Below are 12,944 nucleotides of genomic sequence, written 5' to 3'. Positions count from 1 at the left end.
CGGGCTGAGGTGAACAGTACAGATCCGTGCCCACAGCTGAGGTCAGAGCAGCTCTCAGATTCGCTTCACCACCGGGCTGAAGCCCGGTGCACTGCGAATAGTCCCGGTAGCAGTCGGCGGTGTCGATCCAGCGCCCTCCCCGCTCGACGAAGCGGTCGAGCAGCGCCTCCGACGTGTCCTGGTCCAGCCGGGTGCCGAAGTCCACGGCGCCCAGCGCGAAGTGCGGTGTACCCACCGGCGGTCCTCTCGTTCACGCGGCGTCACCGCCGCGTCCGGAGGCCCCATGCTGGCGTTTGGAGAGCGCTCCAGGGCAAGCGCCGCCGAAACGTTCCCGCGGATCCGCGCGCACCCGCGGCCGTCAGCCGGCCGGCGGCAGCTCCAGCAGCCGTTCGATGACGGCGGCCACGCCGTCCTCCTCGTTGGCGAAGGTGCGGTGCGTGGTCGAGGCCAGCACCGCCGGGTGGGCGTTGGCCATGGCGTACGAGGTGCCGGCCCAGGACAGCATCTCCAGGTCGTTGGGCATGTCGCCGAAGGCGACGACCTCCTCGGCCGCCACGCCGCGCTGCGCGCAGCACCGGGCCAGGGTGCTGGCCTTGCTGACGCCGGGACCGCTGACCTCCAGCAGTGCGCTCGGGCTGGAGCGGGTGAACTCCGCGTGGTGGCCCGCGACGGTGCGGGCCATGCCCAGGAAATCGTCCGGAACCAGCGAGGTGTGGTGGGCGAGGAGCTTGAGCACGGGCTCGTCGGCGAACTCGGCGTCGTCCGTCAGCAGCTTCTCGACCGGTGCGACCAGCGCGCCGGGATCGAGGTGGAACTGCGGGTACTGCGGCTCGTAGTGGATACCGCCTGTCCGCTCGACGGCGAAGCTCACGTCGGGGGCGGCCGTGCGCAGCTCCTCCACCACGGTCCGGGCGGTGTCGTGCGACAGCTCTCTGACCCGCACGATCCGCCGGCCCCGGTGCAGGTCGACGACGGCCGCGCCGTTGGCGCAGATCGCCAGGCCGTGTCCGTGCACATGGTCGCTGACCACGCCCATCCAGCGCGCCGGCCGGCCGGTGACGAAGAAGACCTCGATCCCGGCCTCCTCGGCGGCGGCGAGTGCCGCGACCGTGCGGTCGGAGACGGACTTGTCGTCGCGCAGCAGTGTGCCGTCCAGATCGGTGGCGATGAGGCGCGGGCGTGTCGTCGGGGGCGCGGAAGCATGGGTCACGCTCCCCATGGTCCCGCATATGCCCGCACAGTCGTGCGTGGAGGTGCCCGAATGAGCCAGGGGACGAACGCGCCGGAACCGGGTGGACACGGACGGTCGGAAGAAGCCACTGGGGGGCTCGGCACGCCGCCCGCCGGATGTCCCCGATGTCCCCGGACAGGGCCGCCCGGACGTTTTGCCGGTGCCCGCGACAGCCGATAGCCTCACCGGAATGGCAGGGTCACGTGGAGAGCGGATGCCGGCGGCTCGGCGGATCACCTCGCGCAACGCTCGCTTCCAGCAGTGGCAGGCGTTGCTCGGCAACCGCAACAAGCGCACGCGCGCCGGCGAGTTCCTGGTACTGGGGGTCCGCCCGATCTCGCTCGCGGTGGAGCACGGCTGGCCCGTGCGCACGCTTCTCTACGACGGACGGCGGGAGCTGTCGAAGTGGGCGCGGGAGCTCCTGCGCACGGTGCGGGCGGAACAGATCGCGATGGCCCCGGACCTGATGATGGAGCTGGGGGAGAAGAACGAGGCCCCGCCCGAGGTCATCGCCGTCGTGGAGATGCCCGCCGACGACCTCGGCCGGATCCCGGTCCGGGAGGACTTCCTGGGCGTACTGTTCGACCGGCCGTCCGGCCCGGGGAACATCGGCAGCATCATCCGCTCGGCGGACGCCCTGGGTGCCCACGGTCTGATCGTGGCGGGGCACGCAGCCGACGTCTACGACCCGAAGTCGGTCCGGTCGAGTACCGGTTCGCTGTTCTCCCTGCCCGCCGTCCGGGTGCCGTCACCGGGTGAGGTGATGGGCTGGGTGGAGGCCCACCGGGCCGGCGGGACGCCGATCGTCCTGGTCGGTACGGACGAGCACGGCGACCGCGACGTGTTCGACTTCGACCTCACCCGGCCGACACTGCTGCTGGTCGGCAACGAGACGGCCGGGCTCAGCGGCACCTGGCGCACGTTGTGCGACCACACGGTCAGCATCCCGATGACCGGTTCCGCGAGCTCGCTGAACGCGGCGAACGCCGCGACCGCGGTCCTCTACGAAGCCACCCGGCAGCGGATCGGCGGAAGGACCCCGGCGACCCCCTGAGGGGAACCGGGAGGACCCCGCCGCGGCCCGCCGCTCAGGGTCCGGCGTCCAGCACATCGGCCGCCCGGACCAGCACGACCGACCGTGTCCCGATCCTCAGCCGCTCCAGGGGCCGTACCGGGGCCACCGGGATCCTCCGGCCGCGGTCGCCGACGGCGATCACCGCGTGCGGGGGCAGCACCGACGCGAGCGAACGCAGCATGCCCGCCACCGGCCGCTCGGGCACCTTCCCCTCCCAGTGCGTCCGCTCGCCGTACGGCAGATCGGTCAGCACGACATCGGGCGCGGACCCGGTGACGACGCCGGACAGCGAACGCGGATCGAAGACGTCCGCGGTGCCGATGGTGAACGGCAGCGCGGCGCCGTCCGCCGACAGACGGTCTCGCAGCCGGCGGGCGGCCTCCGCGGCCTCCAGGTACGAGGGCTTCGCGAAACGCTCGCTCTGCTCGCGCCGCTCGGCCTCGCGCGCGGTCAGCCCTTCCGGCGAGAGCAGGGCGAGGTTCTTGGCCGCGAGTTCCAGCGGGGCGGGATCCACATCGGAGGCGATCACCTGCCGCAGCGAACGGCGGTGCAGCAGCCCCAGCACCGTCAGGAGGTAACCGCTGCCGCAGCACGGATCCCACAGCGTCACCGGACCGTCGCCCGGGAGCCTGGCCCGGGCCCTCTGGAAGACCTCGGTCGCCAGGCGGACGGGGAAGGCGGGGTAACCCGGTGCGGAGTGGAGCACGACGCCGCAGGCGAGGTCGGAACCGTCGGTCCGCTCGACGGCGTGGCGGTACGGGCTCACCTGTCCACTCCCCGGGAGATCGGGCCGCATCCGTCGCGGCCCCGGGACGAGCATAGTGCCGCGGTCCATGGCCTTGCGGAGCCCGCTCCGCCGCCGGACTCCCGGCCGCCGCCGCGGTTCCCTCCACCCAGGCGGGGCCCGGCGCCCCCGTTGCCCGCGACCACCGGGTCCAGGGTTGTGGGTATGCGTCTGAGCACCGTGATCCTTCCCGTCCGCCGCTGGGCCGAGGGCGGGCGCGAGAGGTGGCGGGAGCCCTTCCGCGACGGGCCGTGGTCCGGCGCGCTGCCCGCCCTCACCGCCGCCGCGACGGCCACCGAGCGGGTCCGGCTCGGCATCCTGGTGACCCCGGACAAGCCTTTTCCGCCTGTCACGGCCTGAACTGCGGAAACGCAAGTCGGACATTGAGCCATGGCCATGGTCTCAAGCCGGTCGCGTGTAACCAAGCTGCTCCAACCGAGCTCCAAGCCTTCTCGCAGCAGCCTCGCTCTGCCTCTCCAGATCCTTGAGTGAGGTCTCGTACCGGTCGCCCCATGAGCGGTAGACATCGACCAGTCCCTGCCGTTCTGCGGCAACGAGCTTCTCCACTCGGGAGAGGAGGTCATCGCCAAGCACGGTGAGCACTTGTTCGCGTGTCATGCTTTGGAGGATGTGGGAGGACTGCCTGCCATCAGACGTGTGAGGGGCCTCACGTTGTCCCTCGGTGTTTCCCCGCACGCGACCTCAGCGCTGTCCCACGCCGGGCATCTCACCGCGTCTCACTCAGTCGTCGCTGGTTACGTGGACGTCCGGGCGGGACTCATCCTCGCCATGGCGGCACGGTGGGCGTTGAGGAGGTCCTTGACCTCGGCGTGTACCCGGAAAGGGCCGTGGGGGCTCAGACCGGTTCGACGGCGATGCGGGGGAGGCACAGCCGACGGAGGTCGTCCGTGTCGCTCGTGATGACGGTGACGTCGCCGTGCTCCGCGTGAGCTGTGGCCGCGAGCATCGCGTCGATGGCGTACTTGTGACCGTGCAGGCTCTCCGCAGCGAGGAGCCTGCTCGCCGTACGTGCGATCTCCTCCGTGATGGGACGCACCTTGGTCAGGGAAACGGCGTGATCGAACGCCGCCTGCGGCACCTTCGGGTCGCGTGCTTCAACCAGCGTAGCGGCGCTCGTCACGACGAGCAGGTCCAGTCTGCGGGCGACGTCCAGCCATACAGTCATGTCGCGGTGCCGACGGGAGAGCTTGGAGAGGGCCTCGCTGTCGAGAACGAGAGTCCCGCTCACGCGGCATCCGCGGAAGCGGAAGCACTGCGGTGGGCGGCATGGTGGGCACGGATGCGCTCGGCCTTGTCCGATACTTCGGCGGGATCGACAGGACCGTGCTCCGCTTCGGCCGCGGTGATGTACTCGTCGATGGCCTCGCGTTGGAGCTGCCGCTGCACGGCCGCCTCGATATAGGAGGAGACGCCCTGCCTGCCGGCGCGGGCGCGGATCGCCTCCAGTGTCTCGGCTCGCAGGGAGACGCTGGTGACTCGGGTCTTGCCGGGGCGGGGTGTGTCCATGGGGGCAGTGTATTACATGAATTGTTAGCTCTCCGGTGTTCCGCGGTGGCCACCGGCGGCCTGCTGCGGCCCGCTGTCGCTCTGACGCCTGCCCTGTTCGAGGTCAGCCACGTCCAGCCCCCTCCGCGCAAGCCGGTTCCGTATGGGACGTGAGGCGCCCCGTCTCAGTCGGCCCGATGACGGTACACCCCGATCCGCTTGGCGCCCCCGGGCGTGGGGCTGGGCAACGGCAGCAGTTCCTGGCCCCCGATCGACTGCCGCAGCGGGAAGCCCGCGCAAGGTCGTGGCATGCGTCTGAGCACCGTGATCCTTCCCGTCCGCCGCTGGGCCGAGGGCGGGCGCGAGAGGTGGCGGGAGCCCTTCCGCGACGGGCCGTGGTCCGGCGCGCTGCCCGCCCTCACCGCCGCCGCGACGGCCACCGAGCGGGTCCGGCTCGGCATCCCGGTGACCCCGGACAAGCCTTTTCCGCCTGTCACGGCCTGAGCCGGGTGTGTTCCTTTCGACTCGACCGGCGAACAGTGGCTGATCGCCCACGCCCATCACCCGGTGACGGGCTTCGGGGATCAGGGAGGGGGCGTCGGCGGGTTTCCGCTCAGATGCCGATGAGCCGGACGCGGTCGCCGCACAGCCGGGCCATGTCGTCGACATCGGACGTCAGTACGGCCACCGGGCCCGGCCGGCGCAGCGCCACCTCGGCGACGGTCGCGTCGATCGCGTACTTGTGGCCGTGCAGACCCGCGGCCTTGAGCAGTTGCGCGGACGCCTTCGCCGCCCCCTCCGTCACCGGCTCGACCTTGACGCGGGAGAGTACCCACCGCAGCCGAGGCATGTTCACCCGCGCATGGCTGACTTCCACGATGGTGTTGGCGCCGATGACGAAATCGGTGCCCATGGCGTGGAACACCTGGAACATCGCGAGGATCTTGCGGTCCTGGGCGATCCAGGCGGAAAGCCCCTGGGAATCCAGGACGACGGTCTCGACGTGCTCGATCACGCCGCGCTCGCCGACCCGCCCGCATCCGCCGTGCCGAAGATCCTGGAGCGGGCCTCGGCCAGCTCCTCCTCGGTGAACGCCCCGTGCTCCTCCTGGTGACTCAGCAGGTCGACGCCCAGCAACTGGTGCCGCAGCTGACGTGCCACCGCCTCGGCGACATATCCGGAGACGTTGTCGGTGAGCTTCCTCAGCTCGGCGACCTGGTCGGCCGGCAGTGTCACCGTGATGCGTGTCGTGTCCGCCATGCACCGAGCATACTCCGGTATGCGCGTTCTGCGGTCGCTCCGGCGGCGACGCCCACACTCACGTACGTGGCCGCGTGGTCCGGGCCGCCGCGGTTCCCTCCACCCAGGCGGGGCCCGGCGCCCCCGTTGCCCGCGACCACCGGGGCTAGGGTTGTGGGTATGCGTCTGAGCACCGTGATCCTTCCCGTCGACCGCTGGCACGAGGGAGGCCGCGCGAAGTGGCAGCGCGCGGAGGATCTCGGCTTCCACACCGCGTACACCTACGACCACCTGTCCTGGCGCGTCCCGTTCCGTGACGGTCCCTGGTTCGGCACCGTCCCGACCCTGACCGCCGCCGCGACCGCCACCCGGCACATGCGTCTGGGCACCCTCGTCACCTCGCCCAACTTCCGGCACCCGGTGCCGTACGCCAAGGAACTGATCTCCCTCGACGACATCTCCGGCGGCCGTCTCACGCTCGGCGTCGGTGCGGGCGGCTCCGGTTTCGACGCCACCGTGCTCGGCCGGGACCCGTGGACGCCGCGCGAGCGGGCCGACCGGTTCGCTGAGTTCGTCGGGCTCCTGGACCGGCTGCTCACCGAGGACGCGGTGTCGTACGAGGGCGGCTTCTACTCGGCGCACGAGGCGCGCAACATCCCCGGGTGCGCGCAGCGGCCCCGGCTGCCCTTCGCCGTCGCCGCCACCGGGCCGCGCGGGCTGCGCCTCGCGGCCCGGTACGGACAGGCGTGGGTGACCACGGGCGACCCCGGGCCGCACGGGAACGGCACTCCCGAGCAGTCGGTCCGAGCCGTCCGCGGACAGGTCGAGAGGCTCGCCGGCGCCTGCGCCGAGATCGGCCGGGACGTGGCCGGGATCGACAAGGTGCTGCTCACGGGGTTCACCCCGGAACGCGCCCGCCCGCTGGACTCCCTCGACGCGTTCGTGGACTTCGCCGGGCGGTACCTGGAGCTGGGCTTCACCGAGCTGGTGATCCACTGGCCGGTCCCGGGCTCCGGCTTCGCCGCGGACGAGAAGGTCTTCGAGCGGATCGCCATGGAGGCGGGGACGCAGCTGCGGTGAACCCGGCCCGGCCGGCCCCGGCTCCGGCCGGGCGGCCGCGGGCCCTCCTCACCGCACGTTGATCCGCGCGAACGCCCGCAGCGCGCTCGGCGCCAGCCGGGCCAGCACCACGCCGCCCCACGCCTCCAGGCTCACCGGGACCACCGCCCTGTTCCGGATCGCCGAGCGCAGTACCGCGTCGGCGACCCGTTCCGGGGCGAACCTGCGGATCCGGTAGACCTGGAGGGCCCTCCTGCGGCGGCGCTCGACGTCGCGCCCGCCGGTGCCGCGGAAGCGGGTGTCCTCGATGATCGAGGTGCTGACGATGCCGGGGCAGATCGCCGACACCCCGATGCCCTCGCCGGCCAGGTCCGCGCGCAGCACCTGACTGAGCATCAGCGCCCCCGCCTTGGAGGCGCAGTACGCGGGCAGGGCCCGGGTGGGCTCGTAGGCGGCGCAGGAGACGACGTTGACGATGTGGCCGCCCTGCCCCCGCTCGGACATCTGCCGCCCGAAGAGGCGGCAGCCGTGGACGGTGCCCCACAGGTTGGAGCCCAGGACCGCCTCCCAGTCGTCCGCGGTGTGCTCCAGGAACGGCCCGGACGCCGCGATCCCGGCGCTGTTGACCAGTACGTCCACCACGCCGTACTCGGCGGCCGTCCTCCGGGCCAGGGCCTCCATCGCCGCCCCGTCGGAGACGTCGACGGTCTCGGCCCACGCCTCCTGCGCGCCGGCCCGCCGGGCCAGCTCGGCCGTGTGTTCCACCTCCCCGCCCCGGATGTCCACGGCGACGACCCGGGCGCCGGCGCGGGCGAAGGCCAGCACCGTCTCGCGGCCGATGCCCCGGGCCGCGCCGGTGACCAGTACCAGCAGGCCGCCGAAGTGCTCCGCGTACTCCTCCTGCCGCGCGCGCCCCCGGCGCCCGCGCCGCCCTCCGCGCCGCACCGTCGCCGGTGCGCCCACCTCCCCGCCGCCGTACGCCCCGCGCGCGCCGTGCTTCCCGCCCGCCCCGTACGCCTCGCAGTCCTCGACGAACGAGCCGATCCAGGTGGCCAGCCGGTCGGGCCGGGTACGCGGCGCCCAGTGACCGGCCGGCAGGGAGCGGCAGGTCAGGTGGGGCGTCCACCGCTCCGTCTCGTCCCGCAGGGCGGGGGAGACGAACCGGTCCCCGGTCGGGGTGACGAGCTGCACGGGCACATGGGCGTAGGCGTCCTCACGGGGCCGGAGCAGCCGGGCCCGCACGTTGTCGCGGTACAGCCACAGGCCGTGCGCGGCGTCGCGGGGCAGGGAGGGGGCGGGGTGGCCGCCGCCCGGGACGTCCTCGGAGCGCCGCAGCATGCCCGGCCAGGCCCTGCCCAGCGGCCCCCGCCAGGCCAGCTCCGGCAGGACGGGCACATGCATCGCGTACACGTACCAGGAGCGGGCGCCCTGCCCCAGCGCCTGGGCCAGGCGCCGCGGGGTGGGCCGGGTCAGCCGCCTGCGGAACCAGTGCCCGACGTGGTCCAGGGACGGCCCGGACATCGAGGTGAAGGACGCGATCCGGCCCCGGGCGCGCTCGGCCGTGGCGAACTCCCAGCCCTGCACCGAGCCCCAGTCGTGCCCCACCAGGTGCACCGGGGCGTGCGGGCTGACCGCGTCCGCGACCGCCAGGAAGTCGCCGGTCAGCCGCTCCAGCGTGAAGCCGCCGCGCAGCGGCCGCGGGGCGCCGGACCGGCCGCAGCCGCGCACGTCGTACAGCACCACGTGGAAGCGGTCCGCCAGCCGTTCGGCCACCGGCGCCCAGACCTCCTTGGAGTCCGGGTAGCCGTGCAGCAGGACCACCGTGGGGCGGCGGCTCCCGTCCGCCCCCACCGCCCCGCCCAGCTCGGCGACGCACAGCTCCACGCCGTCCGCCCCGGGCACGCGCCGCTCCCGCGCGCCTTCGAGACCGCTCGTTCCCGCTTCCATGGGTGCCTCTCCTCCCACCGCGCCCGGCACTTTCGGACCCCGGGTAGCCGGTCTCCGTCCCGTGACACCGGAACCGGGCCGGACCGGCACCACCGGAGGACCGCCCCCTAAGGGCATGTACACCTCCAGCAGGAGCAACAATCACGCCCCCGGGGTGAGGTGCCCGCCGGCATACGGCACTACGGTCGGGGGCGTGACTGTGATCGCGACCGAAAGCCTCAGCAAGCGGTACCCCAGGGTGACCGCGCTCGACCGGCTCACCATGCAGATCGAACCCGGGGTGACCGGACTGGTGGGCGCCAACGGTGCGGGCAAGTCCACCCTGATCAAGATCCTCCTGGGACTGGCCCCGGCCAGCGAGGGCACCGCCTCCGTACTCGGCCTGGACGTGTCCACCGAGGGCGGCGCCATCCGTGAGCGCGTCGGGTACATGCCCGAGCACGACTGCCTGCCGCCCGACGTGTCGGCGACCGAGTTCGTCGTCCACATGGCGCGGATGTCCGGCCTGCCCGCCTCCGCCGCCCGCGAGCGCACCGCCGACACCCTGCGCCACGTCGGCCTGTACGAGGAGCGATACCGCCCCATGGGCGGCTACTCGACGGGCATGAGGCAGCGGGTCAAGCTGGCCCAGGCGCTCGTCCACGATCCGCGGCTGGTGCTGCTGGACGAGCCCACCAACGGCCTCGACCCGGTCGGCCGTGACGACATGCTCGGCCTGATCCGCCGCGTCCACACCGACTTCGGCATCTCGGTGCTGGTCACCTCGCACCTGCTGGGCGAGCTGGAGCGCACCTGCGACCACGTCGTCGTCATCGACGGCGGGAAACTGCTGCGCTCCTCCTCCACCGCCAGCTTCACCCAGGAGACGACCACCCTGGCCGTCGAGGTCACCGACACCGAGACCCATCCCGACGGCACCGCCGTCCTGCGCACCGCCCTGGCCGGGGCCGGGCTCACGGTCGCGGCCCCCGGCGCGGGCGGCGAGGGCCTGCCGGGCGCCGGGCACGTACTGCTGGTCGAGGCGGGCTCCGAGGCCGTCCACGACACCGTCCGCGACGCGGTCGCGGAACTGGGCCTGGGCCTGGTCCGCATGGAGCAGCGCAGGCACCGCATCGCCGAGGTCTTCCGGACGCCCGGCACCACCGCGGGCGCCGCCACCGGCACCACCGGGCAGGCCGCGGAGCAGGCCATCGGACAACAGGCCGCGGAGCAGGCCGCCGAGAACAGCACCCAGAAGGGAGGCAGCACCGATGCGGCCTGACACGGGCAACCACCCCGACACCCGTCCCGGATCCGCCGTCCCCGCCCAGCGCGGCGAGGACGCCAGCATCCACAACATCGGTTACCGCCACTACGACGGCCCCCGCCTGGGCCGCTCCTACGCCCGGTGGTCGCTGCTGGTCCAGTCCCTGCGCGGCGCGTACGGCCTGGGCCGCTCCGCGAAGTCCAAGGTTCTGCCGTTCATCCTGCTGGCCGTGATGGTCCTGCCCGCGGGCGCGATGGTCGCGATCACCATCACCACCGGCCTCGACGAGCTGCCGATGCGGTACAGCGAGTACGTGCTGGTGATGCAGCCGGTCATCGGCCTCTACATCGCCGCCCAGGCCCCGCAGTCGGTCTCCCTGGACCTGCGGTTCCGCACCGTGCCGCTGTACTTCTCCCGCCCGATCGGGCGCGCCGACTACGTGGGGGCCAAGTACGCGGCCATGACCGCGGCGCTGTTCCTGTTCACCTCCCTGCCGCTGGTGGTGCTGTACGCGGGCGGGCTGCTGGCGAAGCTCGGCTTCGCCGACCAGAGCACGCAGTTCCTCCAGGGGCTCGGCTCCACCGCGGTGTTCTCCGTGCTGCACGCGGGCGTCGGCCTGCTGGTCGCGGCCCTCACCCCGCGCCGGGGCTTCGGCGTCGCCGCGGTCATCGCGGTACTCACCATCCCCTACTTCGCGGTCAACACCGTCCAGGCGATCGCGGAGTTCCAGGGCGGCAACGCCACCGCCGTCACCTGGCTCGGCCTGGCCTCCCCCGGCTCGCTCGTCGACGGCATCCAGTCGGCGTTCCTCGGCGGCACCTCCGGCTTCCCCGGCTTCCACGAGCCCGGCACCGCCGTGGGGGCCGTCTACGTCCTGGTCACCCTGGCCCTGATCGCCGGCTGCTGGGCGGCGCTGATGGCCCGCTACCGCAAGGCGGGCCTGTGATGACCGGGGCGCGGGCGCTCAGGGCCCGGACGACCCGGACGGCGGCGGTCCGGACGGCGAAGCATCGGACGAGGAACGAGAAGGCGGCCTGACCCATGACCACCATCCGCATCGACCACGTGTCCCGCTGGTTCGGCAACGTGGTCGCCGTCAACGACGTGACCATGGACATCGGCCCGGGCGTCACCGGGCTGCTCGGCCCCAACGGCGCGGGCAAGTCCACCCTGATCAACATGATGGGCGGCTTCCTGGCACCCTCCACCGGGGCCGTCACCCTCGACGGCGCGGTGATCTGGCGCAACGAGCAGGTCTACCGTGAGATCGGCGTCGTCCCCGAGCGCGAGGCGATGTACGACTTCCTCACCGGCCGCGAGTTCGTGCTGGCCAACGCCGAGCTGCACGGTCTGGCCGATCCGGACGAGGCCGCGCGGCGGGCCCTGGCCACCGTGGAGATGGAGTACTCCCAGGACCGGAAGGTCTCCACCTACAGCAAGGGCATGCGGCAGCGCGTGAAGATGGCCTCCGCGCTCGTCCACGACCCGTCCGTGCTGCTGCTGGACGAGCCGTTCAACGGCATGGACCCGCGCCAGCGCATGCAGCTGATGGAACTGCTGCGGCGGATGGGCGCCGAGGGCCGCACGGTGCTGTTCTCCTCCCACATCCTGGAGGAGGTCGAGCAGCTCGCCTCCCACATCGAGGTGATCGTCGCGGGGCGGCACGCGGCCTCCGGCGACTTCCGGCGCATCCGCCGGCTGATGACCGACCGCCCTCACCGCTACCTGGTGCGCTCCAGCGACGACCGCGCGCTGGCCGCCGCCCTGATCGCCGACCCCAGCACGGCGGGCATCGAACTCGACTGGTCCGAACGCGCCCTGCGCGTCCAGGCGATCGACTTCACGCGCTTCACCGAGCAGCTCCCGCGCATCGCCCGCGAGCACGGGATCCGGCTCCTCACGGTCTCGCCCTCGGACGAGTCCCTGGAGAGCGTCTTCTCCTACCTCGTCACGGCCTGAGAGCGACCGGGCCGCCGAGACCCCGAGACCGCCTGAGAACCAAGGAGCCACACACCGATGTACGACCCCACGGTCGCCCGGCTCACCTACCGGGCCCTGCTCGGCCGACGCCGGGCGCTGATCCTGTTCGTCCTGCCCGCCGTACTGATCATGATCTCCATCGCGGTCCGCCTGCTGGTCGGCGCCGACGACGCCGTCGCCGACCAGGTGCTCGGCGGTTTCGCGCTGGCCACCATGGTGCCGCTGATCGGCGTGGTCGCCGGGACCGGCGCGATCGGCCCGGAGATCGACGACGGCTCGATCGTCTACCTGCTGGCCAAGCCGCTGAAGCGGCCGACGATCATCCTCACCAAGCTGACCGTCGCCGTCGGCGTCACCATGGTGTTCTCCGCCGTCCCCATGCTGATCGCCGGGTTCATCCTCAACGGCAACAGCCGGCAGATCGCCGTCGCCTACGCCGTCGCGGCGGTCGCCGCGTCCGTCGCCTACAGCGCGCTCTTCCTGCTGCTGGGCACGGTCAGCCGGCAGGCCGTCGTCCTCGGCCTGGTCTACGCCCTGATCTGGGAGGCGCTCATCGGCAGCCTCGTTCCCGGCGCCCGGACCCTCAGCGTCCAGCAGTGGGCGCTGGCACTGGCCGAGAAGACCGCGCCCGGCACGGGCATCGCCTCCGACATCGGGCTGCCGGCCGCCGCGGTGCTGCTGGCGGTGGTGACCGTCGCCGGCACCTGGTACGCCGGGCGGAAGCTGCGCACCCTCACCCTCGCCGGCGAGGAGTGAGCGGCCCCGCACCTTCCGCCGCCGGACGCCCGTGGGCCCCCCCGCACCCCCCGGGGCGGCGGGGGCCCCGCCTGACCCGGTGCCGGTCGGGGGCGGCCCGGGGGGTCCGCGCCCCGGCCCC

16 protein-coding genes and 2 pseudogenes are annotated in these 12,944 nt (G+C 72.7%); 8 read left to right on the top strand and 10 right to left on the bottom strand.

Annotated features, from left to right (window positions below):
• Window positions 1-235 (bottom strand): aldo/keto reductase (locus AC2CJA_RS16190; protein ID WP_484603412.1); only part of this gene is annotated, 235 nt, incomplete at its 3' end.
• A gap of 123 nt (window positions 236-358) precedes the next feature.
• Complete coding sequence (locus tag AC2CJA_RS16185) at window positions 359-1,219, bottom strand: Cof-type HAD-IIB family hydrolase (RefSeq protein ID WP_484603411.1); 861 nt, start codon at window positions 1,217-1,219, stop codon at window positions 359-361.
• Between the two features lie 226 nt (window positions 1,220-1,445).
• On the opposite strand from AC2CJA_RS16185, the gene AC2CJA_RS16180 reads away from it, so the two are divergent.
• Window positions 1,446-2,285 carry a TrmH family RNA methyltransferase gene (locus tag AC2CJA_RS16180; RefSeq protein WP_484603410.1) on the top strand — a complete coding sequence of 280 codons (840 nt, stop codon included), beginning with the start codon at window positions 1,446-1,448 and terminating at the stop codon, window positions 2,283-2,285.
• A 34-nt stretch (window positions 2,286-2,319) separates the two neighbouring features.
• On the opposite strand, the gene AC2CJA_RS16175 is transcribed toward AC2CJA_RS16180, so the two are convergent.
• Window positions 2,320-3,072, bottom strand: coding sequence for an rRNA methyltransferase (locus AC2CJA_RS16175; RefSeq protein ID WP_484603409.1), 753 nt, complete (start codon window positions 3,070-3,072; stop codon window positions 2,320-2,322).
• A gap of 183 nt (window positions 3,073-3,255) precedes the next feature.
• Between AC2CJA_RS16175 and AC2CJA_RS16170 the strand changes: the two are divergent.
• Window positions 3,256-3,444: pseudogene (locus AC2CJA_RS16170) on the top strand (LLM class flavin-dependent oxidoreductase); the annotation flags it as partial.
• Between the two features lie 48 nt (window positions 3,445-3,492).
• Here AC2CJA_RS16170 and AC2CJA_RS16165 read toward each other — a convergent pair.
• From AC2CJA_RS16165 to AC2CJA_RS16150, 4 genes are all read right to left on the bottom strand, one after another.
• Window positions 3,493-3,708 carry a hypothetical protein gene (locus tag AC2CJA_RS16165; protein WP_484603408.1) on the bottom strand — a complete coding sequence of 72 codons (216 nt, stop codon included), beginning with the start codon at window positions 3,706-3,708 and terminating at the stop codon, window positions 3,493-3,495.
• Window positions 3,709-3,946: 238 nt separating this feature from the next.
• Window positions 3,947-4,339 carry a type II toxin-antitoxin system VapC family toxin gene (locus tag AC2CJA_RS16160; protein ID WP_484603407.1) on the bottom strand — a complete coding sequence of 131 codons (393 nt, stop codon included), beginning with the start codon at window positions 4,337-4,339 and terminating at the stop codon, window positions 3,947-3,949.
• Window positions 4,336-4,617 (bottom strand): hypothetical protein, encoded by a 282-nt coding sequence (locus tag AC2CJA_RS16155; RefSeq protein ID WP_484603406.1) that lies wholly within the window; start codon window positions 4,615-4,617, stop codon window positions 4,336-4,338. The genes AC2CJA_RS16160 and AC2CJA_RS16155 overlap by 4 nt, the downstream gene beginning before the upstream one ends.
• A gap of 164 nt (window positions 4,618-4,781) precedes the next feature.
• Entirely contained in the window at window positions 4,782-4,907 is a 126-nt protein-coding gene (locus AC2CJA_RS16150) for a hypothetical protein (RefSeq protein WP_484603405.1), read from the bottom strand.
• Here AC2CJA_RS16150 and AC2CJA_RS16145 point away from each other — a divergent pair.
• Window positions 4,906-5,094 (top strand): annotated as a pseudogene (locus AC2CJA_RS16145) (LLM class flavin-dependent oxidoreductase); the annotation flags it as partial. The gene AC2CJA_RS16150 and the pseudogene AC2CJA_RS16145 overlap by 2 nt on opposite strands.
• Window positions 5,095-5,209: 115 nt before the next feature.
• Here the strand turns inward: AC2CJA_RS16145 and AC2CJA_RS16140 are convergent.
• Both AC2CJA_RS16140 and AC2CJA_RS16135 read right to left on the bottom strand, forming a co-directional pair.
• A complete protein-coding gene (locus AC2CJA_RS16140) occupies window positions 5,210-5,611 on the bottom strand; it encodes a DNA-binding protein (protein WP_484603404.1) in 402 nt (133 codons plus the stop codon).
• The gene (locus tag AC2CJA_RS16135) at window positions 5,608-5,856 is read right to left on the bottom strand and encodes a type II toxin-antitoxin system CcdA family antitoxin (protein WP_484603403.1); all 249 of its coding nucleotides are present in this window, start codon (window positions 5,854-5,856) and stop codon (window positions 5,608-5,610) included. The genes AC2CJA_RS16140 and AC2CJA_RS16135 overlap by 4 nt, the downstream gene beginning before the upstream one ends.
• A gap of 153 nt (window positions 5,857-6,009) precedes the next feature.
• Here AC2CJA_RS16135 and AC2CJA_RS16130 point away from each other — a divergent pair, with 153 nt between their 5' ends.
• Complete coding sequence (locus AC2CJA_RS16130) at window positions 6,010-6,915, top strand: LLM class flavin-dependent oxidoreductase (protein WP_484603402.1); 906 nt, start codon at window positions 6,010-6,012, stop codon at window positions 6,913-6,915.
• A gap of 48 nt (window positions 6,916-6,963) precedes the next feature.
• On the opposite strand, the gene AC2CJA_RS16125 is transcribed toward AC2CJA_RS16130, so the two are convergent.
• Window positions 6,964-8,841 carry an SDR family oxidoreductase gene (locus AC2CJA_RS16125; RefSeq protein WP_484603401.1) on the bottom strand — a complete coding sequence of 626 codons (1,878 nt, stop codon included), beginning with the start codon at window positions 8,839-8,841 and terminating at the stop codon, window positions 6,964-6,966.
• Between the two features lie 199 nt (window positions 8,842-9,040).
• Between AC2CJA_RS16125 and AC2CJA_RS16120 the strand changes: the two genes are divergently transcribed.
• The 4 genes from AC2CJA_RS16120 to AC2CJA_RS16105 all read left to right on the top strand — a co-directional run bounded on the left by AC2CJA_RS16120 (window position 9,041) and on the right by AC2CJA_RS16105 (window position 12,823).
• Window positions 9,041-10,102, top strand: coding sequence for an ABC transporter ATP-binding protein (locus AC2CJA_RS16120; protein WP_484603413.1), 1,062 nt, complete (start codon window positions 9,041-9,043; stop codon window positions 10,100-10,102).
• Complete coding sequence (locus AC2CJA_RS16115) at window positions 10,092-11,033, top strand: ABC transporter permease (RefSeq protein ID WP_484603400.1); 942 nt, start codon at window positions 10,092-10,094, stop codon at window positions 11,031-11,033. The genes AC2CJA_RS16120 and AC2CJA_RS16115 overlap by 11 nt, the downstream gene beginning before the upstream one ends.
• A gap of 95 nt (window positions 11,034-11,128) precedes the next feature.
• A complete protein-coding gene (locus AC2CJA_RS16110) occupies window positions 11,129-12,046 on the top strand; it encodes an ABC transporter ATP-binding protein (protein ID WP_484603399.1) in 918 nt (305 codons plus the stop codon).
• Between the two features lie 57 nt (window positions 12,047-12,103).
• Window positions 12,104-12,823: an ABC transporter permease subunit gene (locus tag AC2CJA_RS16105; RefSeq protein ID WP_484603398.1), complete on the top strand. Its 720-nt coding sequence runs from the start codon at window positions 12,104-12,106 to the stop codon at window positions 12,821-12,823.
• The last annotated feature ends 121 nt before the right edge of the window (window positions 12,824-12,944 follow it).

The sequence above is a fragment of the Streptomyces sp. ATLC9 genome (assembly GCF_057196705.1).
This window is presented reverse-complemented; position numbering and strand designations above follow the sequence as displayed.

What these genes read in the sequence shown, in the direction of transcription:
- AC2CJA_RS16110 (WP_484603399.1), top strand. Translation starts at nt 11,129, where the DNA reads ATGACCACCATCCGCATCGACCACGTGTCCCGCTGGTTCGGCAACGTG.
- AC2CJA_RS16185 (WP_484603411.1), bottom strand. Translation starts at nt 1,219, where the DNA reads ATGGGGAGCGTGACCCATGCTTCCGCGCCCCCGACGACACGCCCGCGC.
- AC2CJA_RS16165 (WP_484603408.1), bottom strand. Translation starts at nt 3,708, where the DNA reads ATGACACGCGAACAAGTGCTCACCGTGCTTGGCGATGACCTCCTCTCC.
- AC2CJA_RS16150 (WP_484603405.1), bottom strand. Translation starts at nt 4,907, where the DNA reads ATGCCACGACCTTGCGCGGGCTTCCCGCTGCGGCAGTCGATCGGGGGC.
- AC2CJA_RS16125 (WP_484603401.1), bottom strand. Translation starts at nt 8,841, where the DNA reads ATGGAAGCGGGAACGAGCGGTCTCGAAGGCGCGCGGGAGCGGCGCGTG.
- AC2CJA_RS16155 (WP_484603406.1), bottom strand. Translation starts at nt 4,617, where the DNA reads ATGGACACACCCCGCCCCGGCAAGACCCGAGTCACCAGCGTCTCCCTG.
- AC2CJA_RS16180 (WP_484603410.1), top strand. Translation starts at nt 1,446, where the DNA reads ATGCCGGCGGCTCGGCGGATCACCTCGCGCAACGCTCGCTTCCAGCAG.
- AC2CJA_RS16115 (WP_484603400.1), top strand. Translation starts at nt 10,092, where the DNA reads ATGCGGCCTGACACGGGCAACCACCCCGACACCCGTCCCGGATCCGCC.
- AC2CJA_RS16105 (WP_484603398.1), top strand. Translation starts at nt 12,104, where the DNA reads ATGTACGACCCCACGGTCGCCCGGCTCACCTACCGGGCCCTGCTCGGC.
- AC2CJA_RS16135 (WP_484603403.1), bottom strand. Translation starts at nt 5,856, where the DNA reads ATGGCGGACACGACACGCATCACGGTGACACTGCCGGCCGACCAGGTC.